General features: G+C 40.6%; 21 protein-coding genes and 1 riboswitch. Of the genes, 3 read left to right on the top strand and 18 right to left on the bottom strand.

The annotated features are described in order from the left end of the window. Positions 1-4: 4 nt before the first annotated feature. The 8 genes from mngB to LC090_RS04225 all read right to left on the bottom strand — a co-directional run bounded on the left by mngB (position 5) and on the right by LC090_RS04225 (position 10757). On the bottom strand, positions 5-2620 hold the full coding sequence (mngB, locus tag LC090_RS04260) for a mannosylglycerate hydrolase (protein ID WP_226655598.1): 2616 nt from the start codon (positions 2618-2620) through the stop codon (positions 5-7). Between the two features lie 22 nt (positions 2621-2642). Then, the gene (gene mngA / locus LC090_RS04255) at positions 2643-4586 is read right to left on the bottom strand and encodes a PTS 2-O-a-mannosyl-D-glycerate transporter subunit IIABC (RefSeq protein WP_226655596.1); all 1944 of its coding nucleotides are present in this window, start codon (positions 4584-4586) and stop codon (positions 2643-2645) included. Between the two features lie 119 nt (positions 4587-4705). Then, complete coding sequence (locus tag LC090_RS04250) at positions 4706-5437, bottom strand: MurR/RpiR family transcriptional regulator (protein ID WP_226655594.1); 732 nt, start codon at positions 5435-5437, stop codon at positions 4706-4708. A 152-nt stretch (positions 5438-5589) separates the two neighbouring features. Continuing rightward, on the bottom strand, positions 5590-6684 hold the full coding sequence (gene proB, locus LC090_RS04245) for a glutamate 5-kinase (protein WP_226655592.1): 1095 nt from the start codon (positions 6682-6684) through the stop codon (positions 5590-5592). 199 nt (positions 6685-6883) lie between these two features. Next, positions 6884-7057: a hypothetical protein gene (locus tag LC090_RS04240; RefSeq protein WP_226655591.1), complete on the bottom strand. Its 174-nt coding sequence runs from the start codon at positions 7055-7057 to the stop codon at positions 6884-6886. Next, positions 7026-7370 (bottom strand): hypothetical protein, encoded by a 345-nt coding sequence (locus LC090_RS04235; protein ID WP_226655589.1) that lies wholly within the window; start codon positions 7368-7370, stop codon positions 7026-7028. Before LC090_RS04235 ends, LC090_RS04240 begins: the two co-directional genes overlap by 32 nt. A gap of 103 nt (positions 7371-7473) precedes the next feature. Beyond that, positions 7474-8511 (bottom strand): ribonucleotide-diphosphate reductase subunit beta, encoded by a 1038-nt coding sequence (locus LC090_RS04230; RefSeq protein ID WP_226655588.1) that lies wholly within the window; start codon positions 8509-8511, stop codon positions 7474-7476. Positions 8512-8525: 14 nt separating this feature from the next. Further along, entirely contained in the window at positions 8526-10757 is a 2232-nt protein-coding gene (locus LC090_RS04225; protein WP_425590622.1) for a ribonucleoside-diphosphate reductase subunit alpha, read from the bottom strand. Between the two features lie 135 nt (positions 10758-10892). After that, positions 10893-11068: riboswitch (cobalamin riboswitch) on the bottom strand. A gap of 221 nt (positions 11069-11289) precedes the next feature. Here LC090_RS04225 and LC090_RS21865 point away from each other — a divergent pair. Continuing rightward, positions 11290-11415 (top strand): hypothetical protein, encoded by a 126-nt coding sequence (locus LC090_RS21865; RefSeq protein WP_255647966.1) that lies wholly within the window; start codon positions 11290-11292, stop codon positions 11413-11415. Between the two features lies 1 nt (position 11416). Here LC090_RS21865 and LC090_RS04220 read toward each other — a convergent pair whose 3' ends face one another. The 4 genes from LC090_RS04220 to LC090_RS04205 form a co-directional block, all read right to left on the bottom strand. Beyond that, on the bottom strand, positions 11417-12742 hold the full coding sequence (locus tag LC090_RS04220) for a sensor histidine kinase (protein ID WP_226655586.1): 1326 nt from the start codon (positions 12740-12742) through the stop codon (positions 11417-11419). Continuing rightward, the gene (locus tag LC090_RS04215; RefSeq protein WP_226655584.1) at positions 12729-13409 is read right to left on the bottom strand and encodes a response regulator transcription factor; all 681 of its coding nucleotides are present in this window, start codon (positions 13407-13409) and stop codon (positions 12729-12731) included. Before LC090_RS04215 ends, LC090_RS04220 begins: the two co-directional genes overlap by 14 nt. Positions 13410-13539: 130 nt before the next feature. Then, positions 13540-14067 (bottom strand): hypothetical protein, encoded by a 528-nt coding sequence (locus LC090_RS04210; protein ID WP_226655582.1) that lies wholly within the window; start codon positions 14065-14067, stop codon positions 13540-13542. Between the two features lie 103 nt (positions 14068-14170). Continuing rightward, positions 14171-15256, bottom strand: a complete 1086-nt coding sequence (locus LC090_RS04205) for a mechanosensitive ion channel family protein (protein ID WP_226655579.1) — start codon at positions 15254-15256, stop codon at positions 14171-14173. Between the two features lie 111 nt (positions 15257-15367). Here LC090_RS04205 and LC090_RS04200 point away from each other — a divergent pair, with 111 nt between their 5' ends. Continuing rightward, positions 15368-16252 carry a DUF4349 domain-containing protein gene (locus tag LC090_RS04200; RefSeq protein WP_226655577.1) on the top strand — a complete coding sequence of 295 codons (885 nt, stop codon included), beginning with the start codon at positions 15368-15370 and terminating at the stop codon, positions 16250-16252. An 11-nt stretch (positions 16253-16263) separates the two neighbouring features. On the opposite strand, the gene LC090_RS04195 is transcribed toward LC090_RS04200, so the two are convergent. The 5 genes from LC090_RS04195 to LC090_RS04175 are packed head-to-tail and all read right to left on the bottom strand — an operon-like array spanning position 16264 to position 19984. Continuing rightward, positions 16264-17223 carry an ABC transporter permease gene (locus LC090_RS04195; protein ID WP_369522715.1) on the bottom strand — a complete coding sequence of 320 codons (960 nt, stop codon included), beginning with the start codon at positions 17221-17223 and terminating at the stop codon, positions 16264-16266. Beyond that, a complete protein-coding gene (locus LC090_RS04190; RefSeq protein ID WP_226655571.1) occupies positions 17207-18133 on the bottom strand; it encodes an ABC transporter ATP-binding protein in 927 nt (308 codons plus the stop codon). The genes LC090_RS04195 and LC090_RS04190 overlap by 17 nt, the downstream gene beginning before the upstream one ends. Before the next feature lies 1 nt (position 18134). Beyond that, positions 18135-18833 carry an ATP-binding cassette domain-containing protein gene (locus tag LC090_RS04185; RefSeq protein WP_226655569.1) on the bottom strand — a complete coding sequence of 233 codons (699 nt, stop codon included), beginning with the start codon at positions 18831-18833 and terminating at the stop codon, positions 18135-18137. Beyond that, a complete protein-coding gene (locus tag LC090_RS04180) occupies positions 18830-19210 on the bottom strand; it encodes a GntR family transcriptional regulator (protein WP_226655566.1) in 381 nt (126 codons plus the stop codon). Before LC090_RS04180 ends, LC090_RS04185 begins: the two co-directional genes overlap by 4 nt. A 3-nt stretch (positions 19211-19213) precedes the next feature. Next, a complete protein-coding gene (locus tag LC090_RS04175) occupies positions 19214-19984 on the bottom strand; it encodes a hypothetical protein (RefSeq protein ID WP_226655563.1) in 771 nt (256 codons plus the stop codon). Between the two features lie 188 nt (positions 19985-20172). Here LC090_RS04175 and LC090_RS04170 point away from each other — a divergent pair, with 188 nt between their 5' ends. Continuing rightward, a complete protein-coding gene (locus tag LC090_RS04170; RefSeq protein WP_226655562.1) occupies positions 20173-21153 on the top strand; it encodes a class F sortase in 981 nt (326 codons plus the stop codon). A 56-nt stretch (positions 21154-21209) separates the two neighbouring features. Here LC090_RS04170 and LC090_RS04165 read toward each other — a convergent pair whose 3' ends face one another. Next, complete coding sequence (locus LC090_RS04165) at positions 21210-22619, bottom strand: alanine/glycine:cation symporter family protein (RefSeq protein ID WP_226655561.1); 1410 nt, start codon at positions 22617-22619, stop codon at positions 21210-21212. Between the last annotated feature and the right edge of the window lie 35 nt (positions 22620-22654).

Genomic DNA, 22654 nt, shown 5'->3' with positions numbered 1-22654 from the left:
TTTGCTATTGAATTAAGAAGCTTCTCACCTGGCTTGGTGACAGTTCAACAGATGCTTCAATTGGAGAAACATTCGTTTTTACTTCATTTAAATTCACTTCATTCACTTTCTGAATAGCTTCATGCTCTAACTGTACCATTTCCTCACGAGCTGTTGGGTTATAATAGCGAATCAATAGCCCTTCATCCATCTCTGCTTTCTTCAATGTACTCATGACCAAATTCGTTTCTTTAAATGAGAATAGACTAAAGACAGATGGAACAAGGATATCTTCTTGATTTAATTTCATCGCATTATGAGGAATCTTGTTATATGAAATAAAAGGACTAACATATCTTTTCGCAAGCTGAGCTACTTTGCCCTCATCTCGATTGCCTTTTACATAAGCGAAGCCAAAATCAAATTGGTACTCGCCGAGCATTTGGGAATCCGGCGTCGGTAATTTAATTCCAGACGGACGTCCTGGACGTCTGACAAGCTCTTCCTTACCAAGAACACCGACGCTTCTAAAGAGTGTGAGCGCAATTGTATCAAAGCGCTCTCCAATAATTTCATATTCTCTTACACTCTTTGTCATCACAACCGCTGACTTTTCTTCATCCTCTAGGCCAACATAACTAAGGAAAGGATAAATCGCATCCGGCCGTTCATCCCAATCTTCCTTTCCCCAAACTTTCATCCCATCATCAATGACTTTTCGTTCAATCGTTCCAAACTGTTGATCTGCAAAGGAAAATGAGCTAGCAATCTGTGTTGGAAGTAAGACGCGAATTCGGTGATCCTTCACATTATTCATCACATTACAGGAAACCTCTATCACGTTACCTTTGTTTGGAATTGTAAGCTCAATGTGAAAATCAACCGTTGCAGAACGTTTACCATTCTGCTTCCTCGCTTCAAGTTCTGCTGGTAAAGTCCATTGATAAGTGATAGTTGCACGATGAGTCTGTTGGGTTGACTGTAAACTTATTTGAGCATCTTTTATTTCATCGACACTAAAGCGAGGTTTTTCACCTTCTAAAGGTGAGAAATCATATTCATCTCCATCATCTCCAACATTCTCAAGTCCAAGAACGCCTACATGGGTTTGACCTGTCTCTTTATCCGTTAGTGATAATGTACCGTTTTGTTCAAATTGAATAGAGTATGCAGCTGTTTCAACAGTATGATGGTTGTCACTTGGAAGAACGAGCTGATTTTCATTCGATTCGACCACATAATAAGTTTGATAGCCGATGCCAGAAAGTTTTGTTTTCACTTCAATTGTAAATTCCACAAATGGATCATAGTTTCCGTAATGCACGATTTGTCGGTCAATTAAACCGGGATCAATCATTTTTGTAGAAAGAATTTCGTATTCGAGTTCATTTCCGTAGTCGTCTATTAGTTTAAATGAACTAAACTTTGTAGTGACCGTTGTTGTTGTTACTTCTTCTCGCACCTGAGGAAGAAGATTAAAGAAAACAAGACGATCCTCTTTTCGCTCCGTATTAATATGATCTGTGATTTTACGTTTATAGAAATCGATTAAACGATCTGTCCGTTCTTCAGCATTCTGGAAACGCGCCATAATCTCCGCATGAACTTTATCAGAACAGCAACATCCGATACTATCATGTGCATGGTTTTTCATTATTTCTTTCCATATCGGCTCAATTAAACCGTGATGATATTCAAACCCTAATTTGTAAGCAAGTGAAGCCAGTGGCTCTAGATGATTGGTAAGTTTATTCTCAATTCGTGTATTGGCTGCTTTAATATCTGCCCTAGTTGAGTAAATACTGCGATGGACACGCTGGTACTTACCATGAAGAAACTCACCGTAAATTTCATCAAGCCCTTCATTCTTCTCGATTCTCTCGAGCAAGTCTTCATAACGGCTTAAGAAAAACTCTCTTTCAGGATAAAGCTTTTCTAATACGGAAATGACCTCATATATATTTTGCTGGATAGGCATCTGGTCATGTCCATTTGGAAGCAGAACGTCATCGCCAGTAGCACCTCGATCGAGCACCGTAAAGTATTTGTCCATTCTCTTCTGCAGTGCTTCCTCTTCTTCTGGTAGGTACTTTCCAATGGCGTACCCGAGCGGCATGAGTTGAACAAGAACTTTTGAGTCGCCAGGAGCCGACCAGTAGAATTCAGTTTTATCAGTTCCGTGATGTTCAGAAGTTCCTCTCCAGAAAATCGAATATTTAATGTCAAATCCGTTCAGAATTTGTGGCATTTGCGCAGACTGTCCAAAGGAATCAGGAAGATAGCCAATTTTCATTGGCTCACCAAATTCTGCACTGTCTTTCATACCGTAATAAAGATTTCGTACAATTGATTCTCCACCAACGACCATCTCATCTGTTTGCGTGTACCACGGTCCGATGATCAACTTACCCGCTTGAACAAGTTTCTTCACGCGTTCTCTTTGCTCCGGACGAATGTCAAAGAAATCCTCTAAAATCGCTGTTTGTCCATCTAATACATAGTAAGGATAATAAGGGTCGTTTTCTAATCTTGTTAGAATCTCTTCCATATTATTTACGAGTAAAATGCGTGATTCTTCTGTTGAAAAATACCATTCTCGATCCCAATGCATGTGAGGGACGATGTGGACGTTTTTTGTCATAGCTGCTCACCTCATTCAAAAATTATGCTGCTTGTTGCTTTAATGCTTTTTCATATCCATATTTTTTGATCTTTTGTTTTCTCGTTAAGATAAGAAGGATCGTTGAAATGGCTGCACCAATTACTGCGGCACCAAACCAAATGACTGCATTCATAACCCCTCCCGTTCCTCCTTGAAGGAGAGCAAGTGAGAAGATACCTGCGCCAGGTACGTTTAATCCTATATTGGCTACTGAAATAATCGCTCCGGTAACTGCTGATCCCGCTACAAGTGAAGGAATAACGCGTAATGGGTCATTAATCATAAACGGAATGGCTCCTTCCGTAATTCCAGCTAAACCAAGAATCCACGTCTGTTTCCCAACAGCTTTTTCACTTTGACTAAACGATTTATTTGCAATGATGGTAGCTGCTGTAACGGAGAAAGCGGATACCATTTTTACTGAAGCGAAAGTGGCATAAGGAATAAAGTTACCGCTCGCCATGGCTCCAATACAGAATGTGTATGCTGCTTTATTGACTGGACCGCCTAAATCAAAGGATACAAAGCCTCCAATTAATGCTCCTAGAATAATCGCATTCGTTCCTGTCATGCCATCAAGCCAGTTAAGTAGCGTTTCATTTAGCCAAGTAACAGGCTCTCCTACGACAAATAACATAATTAAAATGGTGATAAGAGAACCGAGCACCGGATACACCCAAAAACTTACAAAACCTGCAAAAGTACCACTAGGCTTAATTTTTTGCTTCATGTATTTCAGTAGATAACCAGCAAGGAAACCACCAAGCATCCCACCAAGAAATCCACTACCAATCATATTGGCTGCAACACCAGCTGCAAATCCAGGTCCGAGACCAGGTTTATCCGCAATGGAGTATGCCATGTATGCAGCAAGAATTGGAACCATTAGTGTGCTTAATAACAATCCGCCTAACGTTTTAACTTGGAATAACCATGATCCCTCGGTTGCTAGTAAATCCTCTAATCCAAATCCTTGCGCAATAAGCGTAGCAAAAGCCGAGATCATTCCACCTGCAACAATGATTGGAATAATGTACGAGATTCCTGTAAGGATCGAATCTTTTATTTCTGTTTTAAAAGGCTTGCGGTCTTCATCTTCACTCATATCGTCTAGGTGGTCCGTGTTTGAAGTGGTAGATTGTTTCTTTTGCAGTACTTTTTCAATTAAACCTTTACCATCTTTCATCGGTGATGCAACATTTGTTTTTACCATTGGCAAATGTTTGAAGCGCTCTTGATCCTTCACGGCTACGTCATTCGCGAAAATAACGCCAACTGCTTCACTTAAGTCTTTCTTTGAATGACGACCTTCAATACCATTGGCACCTTGTTTCTCTACTTTCATTCTTACATTCATTTCTTTTGCAGCCTTCATTAAAGCCTCTGCTGCCATATAAGTATGGGCAATTCCTGCTGGACAGGCTGTAACACCTAACACAAGCGGTCGAGTCTCCGCACTTTGGTCTTCTTCCTCTGCCTGTTTATCTTCAGCGTCTCCAAGAGCCTCATATAAATCATTTGCTGTTTTCATTTTGACTAATTGGTCTTTATAAGTTGAATCAGATAGGCGTGTGACTAATTCTGCTAAAAGAGAGACATGCGTTGATCCTGCTTCCGCTTCAGGGATAGCCAGTAGGAAAACCAAATCAACCTGATTTGTCGGATCCACACTTTCCCAATCTTCTATTGGCTTTTTTACCGTTGCTACAGCGAAGGCTGCCTCTTTCACACCATTTGATTTACCGTGCGGAATTGCAAGTCCACCTTCAAAACCTGTAGGTGAAAGCTTTTCTCGATCTAACACTGCGTTGAAGTATTGATCTTTATCTGATAGTTTACCTGCTACTTCTAGCGCTTCTGTTAATGATTCAATCGCTTCACGTTTTGTAGCGTAATGTTGATTAATTTTAATTAAATCGAGAGAAGTGACATTTTGTAGATTCATTTTTTTACCTCCCCATCAAGTAATCGCTTACAGATTCATCATAAATGTTTCATAGGATCGGATCGCCATTTTGTTAGCGCATTCACAAAAATAATAAAAAATAGATAAGCCCTGTGTATTTATACACAGAGCTTACGATAGGATTCAACTAATAACCGTGCAACCATGGCCATTGGCACAAAGTTTGTTGTGTTGTAACCTTTTGTTTCTTCTTTTGGTGCATAACAATATAACATCATATCTGCTAGCTCACTTAAGTGACTTTTTCCAATATGGCTCATTCCGATGATTTTAGCTCCTTGATTTTTTGCATACTTTCCAAGATCAAGGGTTTGCCGTGTTTCCCCAGATTGACTGAGCAGAATGACAACATCTTTCTTAGTGAAATGCTGCAAAGCTGCCATATTTTCATGACGATGTTCAGAGAAAGTAACATCTTTATGAAAAGGCTTAATGTTCATCACAATTAATTCACTTATATACGAATGTGCTCCCGCACCAAACACTAGTAGACGTTGAGATTGATGAATCCACTCACCTGCTAATTGAATCAACCTTTGATCCGTTAATTCCATCGTTTGTTCCATTTCATATTGAAAAGATGAGCTTTTTGTTTCTTTCGTTACCATTTCATCTTTCAATCTAAGTTTCAATTGCGTAAACCCTTCGTAGTCCAACTTCTTCATTAGCCTCATAATGGAATTTGGTACTGTATGAGTTTGCTGTGCCAGGTGTTGTACTGACATGTTGACAACATCCGCTTTATTTTGAAGAATGTATTGAATGATTTGATCTTCGAGATCCGTTAACTGAAACTCAAATTTACGATATCGATCTTCTAAAGATAGCATGCTATACCAGTCCTTCGATTAGATTCATAGCTATATTCTACCATCGTTTTGTTTTCTGTTCTAAATCCATATTTTTTTCATATTGGCGATTCTGCAAATGAAAAAAGAGATGCCCCCGCTACCATGTTCGGGGCATCTCTATTCTTGATGTCTTATGATTTGATCATTCCTGCTACCCATTGATCTCTATGAATCACTTCAACTGTGGGGCTCTCATTCTCATGACCTCGAATCACGTTCTCCAACAAAGTAGACGAATACCGAACCTGTCCTTTTCCAAGTTTTCCATTTTCTCCGTGTACCTCTACAACATCCCCAACATCAAAAGAACCAACCACTTGCTTGATTCCGCCATAAAGCAAGCTCTTCCCTTTTAGAACAATCGCATTTTCAGCTCCTTCATCAATATAAAGGTGACCTGATACGTGAGAGTGCATTGCAATCCATTGTTTTTTAATTGGAAAAGAGGTTGCTTTCTCTCGACTGATATAGGTTCCGTCTCCTACACCAGAGAGAATTCGAAGTAACTTTTCGCTCCCTGTTTCATGACCAATAAAAACGCGAACGCTCAGGTTTAAAGCAGTCTTCGCTGCGATTAGCTTAGACTTCATGCCCCCTGTTCCAGCGCTTGATCCAGCGCCGCCGGCTTGAGCAATCATTGAATCATCAATCTCTGTCAGAGAGTGATATTTGACTGCAGCAGGATTCGTTGCCGGATTCGAATCGTAGATGCCGTTCACATCGGTTAAAATGATGAGCTCATCTGCATGAACCAGCCCGCTTACAAGGGCTGAGAGCATATCGTTGTCACCAAACTTTAACTCTTCCGTTGAGACCGTATCATTTTCATTAATAATCGGCATCACGCCTCTTGCCAGCAATTCAGACAGCGTATCAAACGCATTTTTGTATCGTACTTGATTCGAGAAATCAGGGCGTGTTAATAAAATTTGAGCAACTGAAATGTTCCGCTGATTGAATTCCTCGATATAAGATTTAATGAGTAAACTTTGTCCAAGAGCGGCTGCAGCCTGCTTTCCTTTTAACGTAACCGGTCTTGCAGGATAACCTAGTTCTTTAAACCCCGCAGCCACTGCACCTGACGAAACAAGTAGCACTTCATGACCTTCCTGTCGAAGTAATGCAAGCGCATTGACATGATCAACGAGCTTATCGAGATCAATTTCTCCCTTACCGTTTGTTAATGAGCTACTTCCAATCTTAACAACAATTCGCTTCTTTCCCATGTTACATCTCCTTATCTAAACACGATCTCAACATTGATGAAATTTCTAAAATTTTAACACAAAAAGCGAAAGTTGTATTGCTTTATGCTACTAAAACCATAATATGTATCGCTATCTACTGTTAACAAGGAAACAAAACTGCCAAATAAAAAAAGGCGCATCGCAGAAATCTGAACAACGCGCCCTTTATAGAAAATGCTCAACAGTGAGAGGGTTCAATCGTAGGTGTGCCTATAAGTGTCCAGGTGTGTGTACGATACTCAGGTGCAAAATACTGCTCAACAGATGCCTTTTCTCCCAGACGCTTTTGATCTTCATAGGCAATCCATTCCTCTAACTTATCAGGGACAGCAGCCCCCATCTCGATAGCCATATTGTCTCATACATTGATAGACACACGCCTGGTACATCTGATCATTTTGACCATAATTTTGATAGCAGTTATTCAAACACTGTTGATAAAGGTTGTGTTGGGTTGGCGGCAGTCCACCAGGTCCAAGCCAAGGCTGTTGTTGAGGATAAGGCTGGGGGTACGGCTGTACCCATCCTCCTCCATTGTAGCCTGGAGGAAGTCCGCCTGGACCTACCCATTGTTGTGGAAAATTCCATCCACCTGGAATCATAGAGCCACCGCCATAAATAATTCGTTGATGATCGTTTGGCAACATCAATCTCCCTTTCTTCATGAATCACTCGCTTCTCTATTAAATTAGTAAGGGGACAGCTTAACCGTGCTTGGATTAAAATAAAAAGGAAGGAATCCCTCGATTCCTTCCTTTTGCGCTCTATTTATAAATCATCAAACCCATTATCATCAGACACTTTCGTATATTGACGTGACTTCTGTTCAAAGAAATCACTTTTACCAGCGTTCACATCGGCATACGCTTTAATCCATCTCATTGGATTCTCCCGATGCCCTTCAAAAGGACGTTCGACGCCAAGTTGATTTACGCGCGTATTGGCCATGAATTTAATATAGTCACTTAGCTCACTCATCGTAATACCAGGAAAACGATCACCAATGATATATTCCCCCCATTTAATCTCAAGCTCAGCCGCTTCACAAAATGTGTTCGTTATGAAATCATGGTTCTCTTTCGTATTAAGCTCCGGATGCTCCTTAAACAACTCCTTCACAATGTTCACGAATAACGTGACGTGAAGCTGTTCATCACGATTAATATAATTAATCATCGTTGAAGTTGACACCATCTTTTGATTGCGAGCAAGGTTATAAAAGAAAGCAAAGCCAGCATAGAAGAAGAGTCCTTCAAGAATAATGTCATACACGATTGATTCAAAAAACGTTTGAGGTGAGGGATTCTGAACAAATGCCTCGTACCCTGATGCAATAAAGTGATTTCGTTCTAAAAGCACCTCATCATGCTTCCAGTATTCAAAAATCCGATCCTGTTCTTGTTTATTCACAATGGACGAAAGCACATAACTATAAGACTGATTGTGTACAACTTCCTGAAAGGAAAGCACCTGCATGAGCGCAGATAGACTTGAATCCGTTAAATAATCCGCCACTTTACTCGAATAGTCGGTTTGAATCGAATCTAGAAATGCGAGAAGTCCAATGATTTTCTTAAACGTATCCTGCTCATCTTTGTTTAATGATTCCCATTGCTTTACGTCATTTGACATATTGATTTCAAACGGTGTCCAAAAGTTACCTAGCATATTTTTATACATCGGATAGGCCCAGCTAAAGCGGACATCATCCCAGTTTAGTACGTTTGAGCTTTCACCGTTAATAATGCCCGTCGAGCTATTCGGTGCCGAAACGTCATAGAGTTTTCTTTTCTGTATTGTCGCCATTTCGAGATCCTCCTTTAGCTTGCGCAGCTTTCACAGTCATCGATCTCGACTGAAGTACTTCTTGTGTAATACGTTGTCTTCAATCCTTTTTTCCACGCAGTTAGATGAATGTTGAGTAAGTCCTTCGCTTTCACCGTGCTCTGCACATATATATTAAATGAAATTGACTGATCGACGTGGCGCTGTCTGGCCGCATTCTGTTCAATACTCCACAGCTGATCAATGTGATAGGCCGATTTGTAATACCAGGTTGTTTCAGGGGAAAGGTCAGGTGCCGTTACGGGAATTTTATAATTCTTCTTTTCCTCTGAGTATTCTTTTTGGAAAATCGGATCAATTGAAGCGGTTGATCCAGCTATTAAGCTCGTTGAACTGTTTGGCGCAACAGCTAGTAAATAAGCATTTCTGATACCATATGAATGTACCTTTTCTTTCAGCGCGCTCCATTTTTCATTCATATAACCGCGCTGTGTAAAGTACTCCCCATTTTGCCAATCAGAGCCTTCAAAAAGAGAATAACTCCCTTTTTCAACAGCAAGTTCATGGCTCGCCTGTATGGTTAGGTAGTTAATTGTTTCATAGAGTTCATCTGCATAGTTTGCTGCTTCATGACTTTCCCAAACGATTCCCTTTTTAGCCAGTAAGTGATGCCAACCAAACGTTCCAAGACCGATACTTCGGTATTTCTCATTTGTTAACTGCGCTTGAGGGACTTCAATCGTATTAATATCAATGACGTTATCAAGCATTCTTACTTGAATCGGGATTAATCGCTCTAGGGCATTGGCTGTAACCGCACGTCCAAGATTGATGCTTGATAGATTACAAACGACGTAATCGCCAGGCGTTTTCGTAATGATAATTTTACCGTCTTTCGTAATTTCCTCTTCAACGGTCGTCGCACTCATATTTTGCATAATCTCGGTACAAAGGTTTGAAGCATAGATCATGCCAGCATGCTTATTTGGATTTGCGCGATTAACCGTGTCACGATAGAACATGTACGGCGTGCCTGTTTCCAATTGGGATTTCATGACACGCTTCATAATCTCAATCGCTGGGACGGTTTTTCTTGATAGTTCAGGATGATTTACGCACAACGCATATTTCATGCGAAATTCTCCTGCTCCTTTTTCCTTGTCATAAGCATCTTCAAGAGAGAATCCCATCACCTGGCGTACTTCATGAGGATCAAATAAATGCCAGTCTGCTCGATCTTCTACCGCTTCCATAAAAACGTCTGGAATGCACAAACCAGTAAAAAGATCATGCGTCCTCATGCGTTCGTCACCGTTATTAAGCTTGGCATCAAGAAATTCAAAAACGTCTTTGTGCCAGACATCGAGGTAAACTGCGACAGCACCCTGGCGCTGACCTAATTGATCCACGCTAACCGCCGTATTGTTTAGTTGCTTCATCCATGGTAAAACACCTGATGAATTCCCTTTAAACCCTTTGATGTCGCTACCACGCGAACGGATTTTCCCAAGGTATGCGCCAATTCCACCACCATTTTTCGATACGGTTGCGACGTCCGTATTGCTGTCATAAATACCGCGGAGACTGTCATCTACTGTATCAATAAAGCACGAGCTAAGCTGTCCATAACTTTTACCGGCATTTGAAAGGGTTGGCGTCGCTACGGTCATATAGAGATTGGATAGCGCCCAGTAGGCTTCTTCAATCAGTTCCATTCGCTTACCTTTTGATTCATTCATCATCAGCGTCATCGCGATGACAAGAAAGCGTTCTTGTGGCAATTCATACACATTCTTCTCATGATCGGTAGCAAGATAACGATCCGCAAGTGTGCGGAGGCCAATGTATGTAAAGAGACGATCACATGTTGGATCAATTAATTTTGCGACCTGTTCGACTTCCTTTTTCGAATAAGATTGAAGAAGGGCTTTGTTATAAATGCCTTCCTGCGTCAGTAGTTGAAGAAGACGGTAAAAGCTTCCTTTTCCATATACTTCTTTCTCATTTCTGTTTTGAAGAGAAGTCCGATAAAGCGTACGAAGATGAAAAGCCGCTGCAACATATGTCCAGTCAGGCTCTTCTGCAGTGATTCGTTCTAAAGCATTTAAGATAAGGAGATTCTCGATCTCATCTTGGGAAGTATTTTCTACGAGGCCCTCTATTGTTTTCGTAAGGAAGCTTTCACTTGTCTGCAAAGAATAGTCATTCAGAATAACGTTTACTTCCTCTATCATTGTAGTTAACGTTGTATCGACAACTGTGCTCATTAACCTCTCTCCTTTTTATTCCATTATAAAAGGCTCACTCTTAGCAGAGTGAGCCTGGAGAAAACGACAAGTTAGACGTGCACATACGTACACATTTCGAATGCCATCTCTCACCCTCAATCCCCGAAGAATAGAAACGTTTTTGAGTACACGGCAGGTCTACTGGCTTGTGCTTCGTCCTTGGCAAACCTTCCCGGAAATGACTCCAGTGGATTTTTGCCTCGTCCACACGACAGTTGCGGGGACAGCTCCGGATTCAGACCGGATTCCCTTTTAAGTCGTTTTACGACACCGCATACTCAACTATTTAATTATTTAGGATTTACTCCATATATAGTGTACTAAACATTTTCAAACCACTAAATATTGATAACACTATCTTACATGACCGATCGTTTTTGCACAAGCTCTATTGTTACATTGACGAGAATTTATTTCAACTTTTAAGACAAACACCTATCACAATCACTTCGTTTAAGCATATATTGTTAACACCTAAAAAAGTTTCCTTAAGGAAAGAAAGGTGAGTGTGATGAAGAAAACGATATGCCTTAAGAAGCTAGCTGCCTACACACAGCTTTGTCAAAAATTTGGTCTTCTAAGCGAAAAAGAAAGCAAAGAAATTCTGCAGAAATTAAGTGAACATAAACCCTACTAACTTATCTTGTTGGTAAAGGAAGTGTGATGACTACCCTTCCTCCCTTTTTATGATTAATGGCATAAATGTTGCCATGATGCTTTTCTACAATTGTTTTTGTGATGGCTAAACCGATCCCGGAGCCAGATTGATCTCCAGTATAAAACCGATCAAAGACACGATCGGGATTCTCTCCAAACCCATTCCCATCATCTTGAATCTCAATCGTCATTTGGTTTTCCGCACTCTGTATTCGAATTTCGATAAGGGATGAGGCAAATCGAAGGGCATTGCCGAGAATATTCAAGAAGGCTTGTTTTATCTTATCTGCATCCACCTTCACTTGAATTTCAAAATCGTCTTCATACTCGAGCGTTAATTGATTTTGATAGGCTAGTGGTTTTATAACTGTCAGCGCTTCTTGAAGGATGCGGTTTATATCAACTATTTCATAGGTAAAAGACTCTTCTACCGTTTCTAACCTCGTTAAATAAGAAATATCTTGCACAATCTTCTTGAGTCGTTGCGTTTCATTCACAATGACTTGGAGACTATGCTCCACTTCGTCTCCGACAATCACTTCGTCTAGAATTCCTTCCGCATTCCCTTGAATCGCCATCAATGGGGTTTTGAGTTCATGAGAGGCATTTTGAAGAAATTCTTTTTGATCGAAATCATTTTTTCGTAGCTGATCCGTTAGTTCTTCGAATGTTTGTGCTAGATCATTAATTTCATCTTTTGATTTAAGTTTCAGTGGGGAGTGTGGCTTTCGCATACTAAATCGTTTCATGTGATCTGCCAATAGTCGAATCGGTCCCGTTATGCCTCTTTGCATCCAGGCAGCTAAGAGTACTGCAACTGCCGCAGAAACGAAGAGACTGACAGCCTGTGCCTGCTCGATAATTCGATTAAAACCTTCCAAACTCTCTACCTTTGTAAAAAGGACAAGTCGGCCAATTTGCTTACGTGAGGCATTGATTGGCACTTGCTCTGTGACAAATAGCTTTCCTTTATTTTCTTCATAATCGAGCTGAACCTCTTCATCGACATTTGAATAAATAGCCGTGTCATTCTCGTTGTAGATAATGAACTGAGATGAAATGAGATTACCCGCCATTTCAATTCTTCTGTGATCCAGTAAACCATTCGGAGGCTGATTGCCTTTCCAATTTCGATCTTCAAGCATATGACTAATTTGAAGCCCTTCTTTTTGGAGCTGATCTCTTGTTTCACGAATAAGATATTCTTGAAACAAATAGCGAAAAGAAATCGTCGTAATGAGAAGAATGACAGCAATTAAAGCAACGTAGCTAAGAAATAATTTTGTCCCGATTTTAACCTTCCTCATCGATTTTATATCCATACCCCCAGACCGTAACGATTTTCATATCTGCACCAGTCATCTTTTTACGTAAACGTTTCACAAGATCATCAATCAGCCTTCCATCTCCTGCATAGTGATAACCCCAGATTGTTTCGATTAACTTTTCTCTTGTAAATGGCTGTCCAGGGTTTTGAATAAGAAATGAAAGGACGTCGTATTCTTTCGGTGTTAATACAAGTTCCTGATCTTCTATAAATACTTGGCGCTTTTTCTTATTCAACTGCATATTATTTACATTGATTTCATAAGAAGTCGCTCCATGTTCTAATCGATTCATTCGTTTAAATAGGTTCTTAATCCGCACAACAAGTTCACGTGGGCTAAATGGTTTTGTTAAATAATCATCCGCACCAAGTTCAAGTCCCAGAATCCGATCTAGCTCTTCATCCCTTGCCGAGACGACGATGACCGGTATAAAAGAATGCTTTCTTAATCTTCGAAGCAGTTCAAGACCATCGACATTGGGCATCATAATATCCAAGACCAATAAGTCCGGTTCAGTCGTTTCAAGAGCACACAACACTTCAGCACCATCCTGAAAGGTTGAAACCATAAATCCTTCTTTCTTTAGATACTTTTCTAAAATATCACGAATGTTTTGTTCATCATCGATCACAAAAACGTGTGGCATTTCTTCCCCCCATTCTTAGCCCACCCATACTTTCTTCATATTCTATCCTACGCATCTCACACAGTAAATCCGTCTATGTAGTGGCGACGCAAATAAAAGAGATAGGGAAGTTCCCTATCTCTCTTGATAACTAGCTAAGCTTTTCAATTAGCTGATCGAGTACTTCATTTTTTTGGTTAACTAGTTCGTTAGCCTGATCTCTGTTCGCTTCCATTTCCTTATGAGCCTCTTCATTGGCGGCTTTTTCTTCTTCCGTTAACTCAGGGCGCTCCTCACTATCTTTCCATTCTTGCATTTTCGCTTCTTTTTCTTCATGCGCAGCTTCGGCCTTTTCTTTTAGAGCATCCAATTGAGAATTTAGATCAGCAAGCTCTTTTTGAAGCTCATCCACACCATCTACACTTGAAGCATCCTGATCAAGCAAGAGATCAATGAGTTGATCTTTCTTTTCAGCAGTTGCCATACGAAGCTCACGATCTTCAGAATGGTCTTCGAAGTGCCCTCTTTTTCCATGATGACCTCCTGAACCTGCCAGTTCCTGATTTTGCCCGACTACTGATTCGTCTATTTCAGTTTCGCCATCCGATGCATAGACATTTGCCCCAGCAATTCCTCCCGCAAGCATAACCGATGCGACTCCAATCATCCATTTGTTCATTTTCATCATTCTCCCTTCATAGGTATGTTCTTACAAGTCCTATTATGGACAACAACCTACGAAGAAATTTGTAAGAATGATGTGAAAACGATGTGAGTTTCCGCTATCGCTTTGTTAATTGCTGAATGACTTTTTCATCTAAGCTTCGTACATGTAAATCCCGCTGTGGAAATGGAATTTCAACATTGTTTTCTGCAAGGATCCGATTGATGCGGAAGTTTAAATTGCTTTTTGTTTCTACAGCTGCCTTGGGAGATGAAATCCAAATAAACAGTTGAAAATCTAATGATGAATCACCAAATCCCAGGAAATTCACAAAAGGCGGCGGTGTTTCAAGAACATACATCGAGTTTTCCTTTTCTTCATCAGCTACTTGTAAAAGAAGTGATCGAACAAGCTCGACATCCGATCCGTAGGCCACGCCAATCGGTAAGACCAATCGCAATCGTGAATCGCCATAGGAATGATTGACGACCTGCTCTTCAATAAAGTAGGAATTCGGCATAATAATTCGTTCGTTATCTAACGTGCGGATGATGGTTGCTCGCATATTGATTTTTTCAATGTCACCAATAATGTCGTTAATAATGACACGATCACCTACTTTAATCGGCCTTTCAAATAAAATGATTAACCCAGAAATAAAGTTATTTGCGATGTTCTGCATCCCAAAACCAATTCCTACACCTAGAACACCTGCAAAAACGGTTAACGCACTAAGATCAATCCCTACTGTCGTTAGACTAATAACGACCGCTACTACCATTAACGTATAGTGAAAAATTCGGTTAAACGTGAATTGTAATCCAGTATCCAAACTGTACCGATCATAAACGGGAGGCATGAGAAAGGACGTTGCGATCTTTGAAATTCGATTCGCAAGCGTAATAATGAATAGAGCAATTAAAATCAGAAAGAGAGAAATTTCTACCTTTCCAATGGCAAATAAAGGGCTAAACATCCAGCTGTTATCAGAGAAGTAAAGTAAGACAAACAGCAGAATGGCGTAACCTGTTGTCCAATTGATAAATGAAAGAAAAGCCGGACGGATTCCATTTGGGTAGTTCTCTTCGTTTTCTCTTTTTGTAAGCCATAATTTGATTAAAAATCGAATAAGAAAAAGACCAAGTATGACTGAGGTGGTTATGACTAAATCGACAACATTCGCATTTTCAAAGATTGAAAGCACAAAAGGCAACTCCTTTTTTGAGTCAGTTATCTTTTATCATATCACGGAAACTGTAACCTAAGCAGTCCTCATCTCGTCTATCGTGTAAATAACTATAGTGGGGGCTAAGCTATGAAAAGATGGCTTCTTCTGATCTTTACTTCTATCCTTATACTAGTTGGATGCAATTCAAATGAAGGAAGAAACTCCTTAGAAAGTAGTGATCGCAATACGTCTACTGTTCATACCGAGCAGAATAAAGATAGTGATTCATCAGGAGGAAACAGTTCATCTGCTGAGGTGCAACCTGAAGTGCCTGCATTGCAACAGGAACGTAAAGTCATTTTTAACGCAGATCTCTTCTTAACGGTAGAAAGTGTTGCGAAAAAAACGGAAAAAATAAAAGAATTAACTAGCACGTACGGCGGATACGTCGTTGAAGAAAGGTTAACTTCAGAAAACAATGCTCTTTTTGGATCGATAGCGGTTCGGATACCGCAACCTCAATTCAACGGATATCTCCATGAAATTGAAACACTTGGAGAAGGTACGCCCCAAAAATCGATCATCGGAACAGACATGACGGAAAACTACGTTGACCTTACATCTAGACTACAAGCAAAGGAAGCGGTTCAGCAAAGACTTGAAGCGTTCTTAATCGAAGCTACGAACACAGATGACCTGTTAGCCATATCCAATGAGCTTTCCCGAGTCCAGGAAGAAATTGAGCAGTTGAAAGGACAAATTAATTATCTCGACAATCAAAGTGATTTTTCTACTGTGACGATTTCAATGGAGCAGCAAAAGCTAGTTTCTGGCATTGGTGATGAGGATTTTCATCTAGTACTCGAATCTAAAAAGCTCTTTATGAGGACACTAAATGGATTACTAGCTTTCTTCTCCAGAACCATTGTTGTCCTAATTGGTCTATCACCCATTCTTGCCCCCTTACTTGTCATGAGTTTATTCATTCTGAATCGGTTTCGAAAAAAAGCCAAACAAAAAGCCGGCCAATGACCGGCTTTTTTCTATGCAGCGACATCTCGTTTTGTGAACAGGAGCCATGATAAGAATAAGAAAACAATAAAGTAGACGAGCAAGGTGATTAAAGAGAAGCCGAGCGTCATACTTTCGATAAGCGGCGATCCATCAAAATATACACTCAAATCCGTATTGGCAAATAGGATGTATTTCACCCAATCGTATTGACTTAAAATAAACGTAAGCTGACTTCCTGTAAACATTAAGAAAATCGCCAGTCCAATCGCGAGGGATGAACTTCTGAAAATACTAGATAGCATAAACGCAAACGTCACCATCATAAGTAAATTCACACTGGCAAGCGCATATTCAACGATATAATGAACGGCCATACTCGTTTCGGACACTTCACCACCGGAATAGGTGAGATACGGTTGAGCCACGGCATTAAAACCAAGGAATAACCCACCGATGATAAAAGAGGAAATGTATAAGATGACAAGAGAGAATAGTGCAAATAATAGGGTTGCAATAAATTTAGAGGCTAAAATTTTCGTCCGTGAAGCCGGTCGTATTAACAGGAGCTTAATGGTTCCCCACGAATATTCACTCGCAATCACGCCAGCCCCGATAATGATCGTAAAGATGGAAATTAAGCTCACAACGCCAGTTGAACTATCCATAAAGCTCCAAATCGAATCACTTTCTAAAGGAGGAATATCATTATCCAAACGATATTCGTTAACTGCAATCGAACGTTCCTGACTATCTTTGAAGGTTTTGGGCATTCCCTCTGAATTTTTTAGCGTTTCTTCTGACTGTTGAATTGCACTTTCAGCATCCGTGCGCCAGTTTGTGGTCTCATCACTTGCATTCATATTGGTGAAGATCGCTGCTACAAGAACGGCGGCCACCACCAGCCCCATCATCACCCACGTTCCAATGCGTCTATAAATTTTCATGTTTTCATTTTGAACTAAATGGAATATGCTAGACAACTTGCTCACCTCCAGTTACTTCAAGAAACACATCTTCTAATGTTTTCACAGAGGACTGAATACCGTAAACGCGGATACCTTTTTCTACAAGAACAGCGGTTACCTCTGGAATAAGCTCATGCTCGATTTTGAGCGTTACTTTACGGTCCGACTGTTCGATGTCACAATCAGGGAAATTTGCTTTAACAGCGTGAACCGCGTGTTCCAATGGATCGACTTCAAATGAAACCATCACGGCCTGATCATTCTTAACAAATTCATTCACCCGCTGAACATCGACCATTTTACCAGACTGAATAATGCCAATTCGATCACACATGAGTTCAATTTCAGATAATAAATGACTGGAAACAACAATCGCAACGTTTTCTTCTCTTGCAAGCGTTCGTAAATATTGTCTAATTTCTCGAATGCCAGCGGGATCAAGGCCATTTGTCGGTTCGTCTAGAATGAGTAGCTTAGGTCGGTGTAACAGTGCCTGCGCAAGTCCAAGACGTTGTCTCATTCCCAGAGAATATCCTTTCACTTTTTCATGAATGCGTCCTTTTAGCCCTACGAGTTGAATCACTTCTTGAATTCGTTCTTTAGAAACGCCATTCACCATACGAGCATAATGCACGAGGTTTTGGTAGCCAGTTAGAAATTTGTACATTTCAGGATTTTCAACAATGGCTCCTACTTTTACAATCGCATTTTCATAATCTGTTTTAATACTACTTCCATCAATGAGAACTTCGCCTTCCGTCATTCTCATGAGCCCGACCATCATCCGAATCGTTGTCGTTTTCCCAGCTCCGTTCGGTCCTAGAAACCCAAATACTTCACCCGGATAAACATCGAACGAAAGCTGATCAATGATGGTTTTCTTTCCAATTACTTTTGTTAAGTCTCGAATCTGAACAATTGGTTTTACAGCCATGTTACGCCTCCTCTTGATACAACTTCTTTAACCACTCCACTATTCTCATACGATCTCGCTCACGAATTGTTTCAACATCTTCAAGCGCGAGAACCTTTCCATTCCGAATCGCAATAACGGTTTCGAGTAGCGGTTCGATTTCCGTTACTTCATGTGTCGTAATGATTACCGTTTGCTTTTCTAGATCAATATAGGAAAGCAGTCCTTTCACAATCGAATCTCGTACCATCGGATCAAGACCTGATAATGGTTCATCCATCAAAATAATTGGTACCTCTCTTGCCAATGTTAGGGCGATCTTCAACCTTCCTCGATTTCCTTTTGATAAATGCTTTACCTTTTGATTAACGTCTATATCCATAAAATCAATTATGTCGTGCGCTTTTTCGATATCGAAATCCTGAAACTGCGTCGCAAAGAAATGGATTGTCTCTTTCACTGAGAAGAAAGAATAATAAGCATCTAACTCAGAAAGAAAAGCCACTTTGTTGGCTGTTCGCCTAGAAACCGACTCCTGATCAATCATCACTTTTCCTTCTGATGGTGAAACAAGGCCAGCGATCATTTTCATGAACGTGGATTTTCCGCTCCCATTTGATCCTACAAGACCAATGATTTTTCCTTCTGGAATGGATACGTTCACGTCACTGAGTGCTTGTTTTGTAAGATACCGTTTCGATACGTTCTCAAATGTAATCATGATTGATTCCCCTTTTCGTTCGTAACGTAAGTTCGAATACCTTCAATCATATCTTCTGATGAAAACCCCATCTGCTTCATTTCTTCAATGAAATTCTGGATGTGGTTAATCTTGAGCTGTTCTCGAAGTTCGACCAGTTTTTCTTTTTGTTCGGTTACAAACGTTCCTTGCCCTCGCTTTGTCTCCACGATTTCCATCCTCTCCAGTTCATTGTACGTTCGCGATACTGTATTTGGATTGACGCCTGATTGAATGGCCATTTCCCTTACTGAAGGGAGTTTTTCACCTGTTTTCCGTTCCCCTTTAATAATTTCCCAGCTAATGCGATCCACTAGCTGCAGGTAAATCGGCTTAGAGGGATTAAATTCTTCTCCCATCCGTTACACCTCCACTTTTCGATCAAGTAACCAGCATGTTAGTAAGAAAATGAGGACTATTGTGATTAAGTCGAACACCACGTTTCCAATCGGAAACGGAAAGGTTGAAACGGTTAAATCAAATTCCTGCTGACTAACTTCCGCATTCAACGGTGAGGGCAATTGGACATATCCCCAGTCAATTAACACTTCGGAAATTCTTGTTCCATCAAACCATGAACCTAACCAACTTATAAAACCGATGAGGATGAGGACAAGAAGAACTGCCCATCTTCCGATATACGTTTTCAATACTTGATAAAGCGTCCAATAGAAAGTCAGCCATGTTCCCATGTAAAAGGATCCAGTTACAATAACGGTTAAAAAATAGAATCCAAACAGCCATACATTTTCGATTGGAAGCTCAAGAACACTCGTCTCCAGGTTGTATGCTAGTAAGGCTAAACCACTTACAAGTCCAATCGAAATGAGAAGGGCTAGTAACCCATTCATTATTTTTGCTCCAAGTAAACGTGCTCCTGATTGCGGATTATGGAGCCATAGATTCAAGTTTCTTCCTTCCGTGTTCAGACTAATTAATAAGTAGAGAGGTAGAAAGAAAACGTGCAACGCTGTTAGTAAGCCTCCAATAATAGCCGTCAAATATGGAACTTCCCATCTTGCTGATCCCAGAAAGAAACCGATCATCACAAGTAAATCAAATGTGACAACGCCCAGCAGTAAGGTTCTTGTTACACGAAATTCTTTTCGTAACAGCCCACTCCAATTCATCATTTTGCAACTCCCCTTATTGTATTGGTGTATTAGTTACATAGTACACCGATACTCAATATAGGTCAATCTTTTTTCTTATCATTTTTCGTGCTAATGAGTGATCCATTTTTCAGTTCACTTCGTTAGCTGTGTAAGAGCGTTGTCAGTAAAGGTTGATTAAGATAAATTGAATAAAAGAGGTGAAGAAGATGAGGAAGATTTTGTTGCTTGTCGTTGGTGCCATTATCTGGCTTGTTCTTGCTGGGTATAACAATAATTATGTTGAACCTGAAACGGCGCAAGAAATGGCGACGAACACCGCAGAAGAAAAACAGTCGAATATAGATATAGAAGAAATTGAGAAACCGGATGTTTTATCAGATGAATTCTTACTTTTGGATGATCAAAAGAAAAAAATTAAAGAAGCAAAAGAGTCTCAAGACGTTCAAGAAGGGATTGAACCGGTTCAATTAGAAATTCCGGCCATTGATGTGAAAGCTGAGATCGAGAATGTAGGCGTCCTAGAAAACGGACAAATGGGTGTACCAGAGGACATCAACAAAGTGGGCTGGTTTGAGCCAGGCTTTAAGCCAGGTACTATAGGAAATGCCGTTCTTGCCGGGCACGTGGATAGTAAAACGGGACCCGCCATTTTCTTTTATCTTGAAAAACTTTCCAAAGGTGATGAAATCAGTTTAACGGGTGAAGACGGTGAAACAATGACTTTCGTTGTAACAAGTAAAGAAAGATACCCATATAATGACTCCCCCATCGAGAAAATTTTTGGACCAACCGATTCACGCACATTGAATCTCATTACGTGTGTCGGAACCTTTAATCGGTCAAAAGGGACGCATGAAGAAAGGCTCGTTGTCTCTACTGAGTTAAAAGAAGACAATCTTGATAAAAAGGAAGAAGTAAACCCTGATGAAGTACCCGATGCCCCGAGTAACCTCAGTGTTAGCGGCAACTTTTTATCCTGGCACGCTGTTCGTGATGAAAACGTGGTAGGTTATCGGATTTATAAAGCCGATGCGTACGGGATATACAAGCAAATAGAGAGTGTATCAAACCTTGAACGTAAGAGCTTTGCCGATCCAGATGCATCAACCTCTTCCTACTATGTTACAGCGGTTAACATCTTTGGAAATGAATCGGCGCCATCTAAGAAAATAACGCCAGATGAATAAGGAAAAGCCCAGCTGAATTTCAGCTGGGCTTTTTCATAATGATCTAGAAAAGATGATTAACTCGCTTTTTTCATTTCAAATTCAACGAGATAACGATTAAAGTAATCGTCTGTTTCACTTTTAATCACTTTATAAAGCAACAATAGCGCAATTAAGTTTGGAATCATCATCAGAGCATTGGCCATGTCTGCAAATGCCCACACGGTTGTTAAATTCGCAACCGTTCCAACAAAGCATGCGAAGATATATACTGCACCATAATAAATTGTTACTTTTGTACCAACAAGATATTCAAAGCATTTATATCCGTACACGTACCAGCCAATAATGGTTGAGAAGCCAAAGAAAATAACAGAGAACGTGACAATATATTCACCAATTATCCCAAGACTCGATCCAAAAGCAGCGGTCGTTAAAGCGCCGGCCTCAAGGTTTGGATCATGTACCACTCCTGATAGATCACCACCGGTTGGATCCCAAAATCCAGTAATGAGGAGAACGAGCGCAGTCATCGTACAAACAATAATCGTCACGATAAACGTACCTGTCATGGCAACGAGCGCTTGCTTGACAGGATGGTCCGCTTTCGCATTTCCTGCGATCAGCGCTGCTGTACCCAGGCCTGCTTCATTAGAGAAAATCCCCTTGGAAACGCCCGACTTCACAGCTTCCATAACGATCACACCAGAAAATCCTCCCACAGCAGATAGAGGAGAGAAAGCATACGTAAAGATTAACTTCATTGCTGGAATAACCGCATCGAAGTTTAGGATGATGATGATAACCGCTCCTACTATGTAGAGTACTGCCATAATTGGAACAAAGAAACCTGCTACAGAACTAATCCGTTTCACACCACCGAAAATAATAAGAGCCGTAAGCGCGGCAAGAATAACCCCTGTTACCCAACCATCAATGTGAAAACTTTCATCAACGACGCTTGCAATCGTATTCGATTGAACACTATTCCCGATGCCAAGTGAAGCGATGGCGCCAAATAACGCGAACGAGATCGCGAGCCACTTCCATTTTGGACCGAGTCCCTTTTCAACATAATACATTGGCCCACCTGCATATTCACCGTTATCATTTTTTACACGGTATTTCATGGCAAGCAAGGCTTCACCATATTTGGTTGCCATACCGACAAGGCCAACTACCCACATCCAGAAGATGGCTCCTGGTCCTCCGATCGTAATGGCCGTCGCAACACCTGCAATATTCCCGTTTCCGATCGTTGCTGCAAGGGCTGTCATCAACGCTTTATAATTACTAACATCACCTTCAGCACTGCTGTCCTCTTCTTTTTCTTTTGAGAATGCTAATTTAAATGCATACCCGAGTTTCCGAAACTGCAGTCCTTTTAAAACCAATGTGAGAAAGACACCTGTTCCAAATAACAAAATTAGACTTGGTGCTCCCCACAGAACGCCGTTAATTTTCTCTAGCCATTCTAAGATGTTCATTCTCTCTACTCCTTTATGTTAACGCTTTCATGCAC

Origin of the sequence: Guptibacillus hwajinpoensis (assembly GCF_020524165.1) — a bacterium.
GTDB lineage: Bacteria > Bacillota > Bacilli > Bacillales > Guptibacillaceae > Guptibacillus > Guptibacillus hwajinpoensis_D.
Note: the sequence above shows the minus strand (reverse complement) of the source record. Positions and strands in the feature narration are given on the sequence as shown.

What these genes read in the sequence shown, in the direction of transcription:
- LC090_RS04235 (WP_226655589.1), bottom strand. Translation starts at nt 7,370, where the DNA reads ATGAAGAAAGGGAGATTGATGTTGCCAAACGATCATCAACGAATTATT.
- LC090_RS04170 (WP_226655562.1), top strand. Translation starts at nt 20,173, where the DNA reads ATGAGGAAGATTTTGTTGCTTGTCGTTGGTGCCATTATCTGGCTTGTT.
- LC090_RS04230 (WP_226655588.1), bottom strand. Translation starts at nt 8,511, where the DNA reads ATGGCGACAATACAGAAAAGAAAACTCTATGACGTTTCGGCACCGAAT.
- mngB (WP_226655598.1), bottom strand. Translation starts at nt 2,620, where the DNA reads ATGACAAAAAACGTCCACATCGTCCCTCACATGCATTGGGATCGAGAA.
- proB (WP_226655592.1), bottom strand. Translation starts at nt 6,684, where the DNA reads ATGGGAAAGAAGCGAATTGTTGTTAAGATTGGAAGTAGCTCATTAACA.
- LC090_RS04175 (WP_226655563.1), bottom strand. Translation starts at nt 19,984, where the DNA reads ATGATGAATTGGAGTGGGCTGTTACGAAAAGAATTTCGTGTAACAAGA.
- LC090_RS04225 (WP_425590622.1), bottom strand. Translation starts at nt 10,757, where the DNA reads ATGAGCACAGTTGTCGATACAACGTTAACTACAATGATAGAGGAAGTA.
- LC090_RS04180 (WP_226655566.1), bottom strand. Translation starts at nt 19,210, where the DNA reads ATGGGAGAAGAATTTAATCCCTCTAAGCCGATTTACCTGCAGCTAGTG.
- LC090_RS04200 (WP_226655577.1), top strand. Translation starts at nt 15,368, where the DNA reads ATGAAAAGATGGCTTCTTCTGATCTTTACTTCTATCCTTATACTAGTT.
- LC090_RS04165 (WP_226655561.1), bottom strand. Translation starts at nt 22,619, where the DNA reads ATGAACATCTTAGAATGGCTAGAGAAAATTAACGGCGTTCTGTGGGGA.
- mngA (WP_226655596.1), bottom strand. Translation starts at nt 4,586, where the DNA reads ATGAATCTACAAAATGTCACTTCTCTCGATTTAATTAAAATTAATCAA.
- LC090_RS04215 (WP_226655584.1), bottom strand. Translation starts at nt 13,409, where the DNA reads ATGCCACACGTTTTTGTGATCGATGATGAACAAAACATTCGTGATATT.
- LC090_RS04220 (WP_226655586.1), bottom strand. Translation starts at nt 12,742, where the DNA reads ATGAGGAAGGTTAAAATCGGGACAAAATTATTTCTTAGCTACGTTGCT.
- LC090_RS04190 (WP_226655571.1), bottom strand. Translation starts at nt 18,133, where the DNA reads ATGGCTGTAAAACCAATTGTTCAGATTCGAGACTTAACAAAAGTAATT.
- LC090_RS04250 (WP_226655594.1), bottom strand. Translation starts at nt 5,437, where the DNA reads ATGCTATCTTTAGAAGATCGATATCGTAAATTTGAGTTTCAGTTAACG.
- LC090_RS21865 (WP_255647966.1), top strand. Translation starts at nt 11,290, where the DNA reads ATGAAGAAAACGATATGCCTTAAGAAGCTAGCTGCCTACACACAGCTT.
- LC090_RS04240 (WP_226655591.1), bottom strand. Translation starts at nt 7,057, where the DNA reads ATGGCTATCGAGATGGGGGCTGCTGTCCCTGATAAGTTAGAGGAATGG.
- LC090_RS04210 (WP_226655582.1), bottom strand. Translation starts at nt 14,067, where the DNA reads ATGAACAAATGGATGATTGGAGTCGCATCGGTTATGCTTGCGGGAGGA.
- LC090_RS04185 (WP_226655569.1), bottom strand. Translation starts at nt 18,833, where the DNA reads ATGATTACATTTGAGAACGTATCGAAACGGTATCTTACAAAACAAGCA.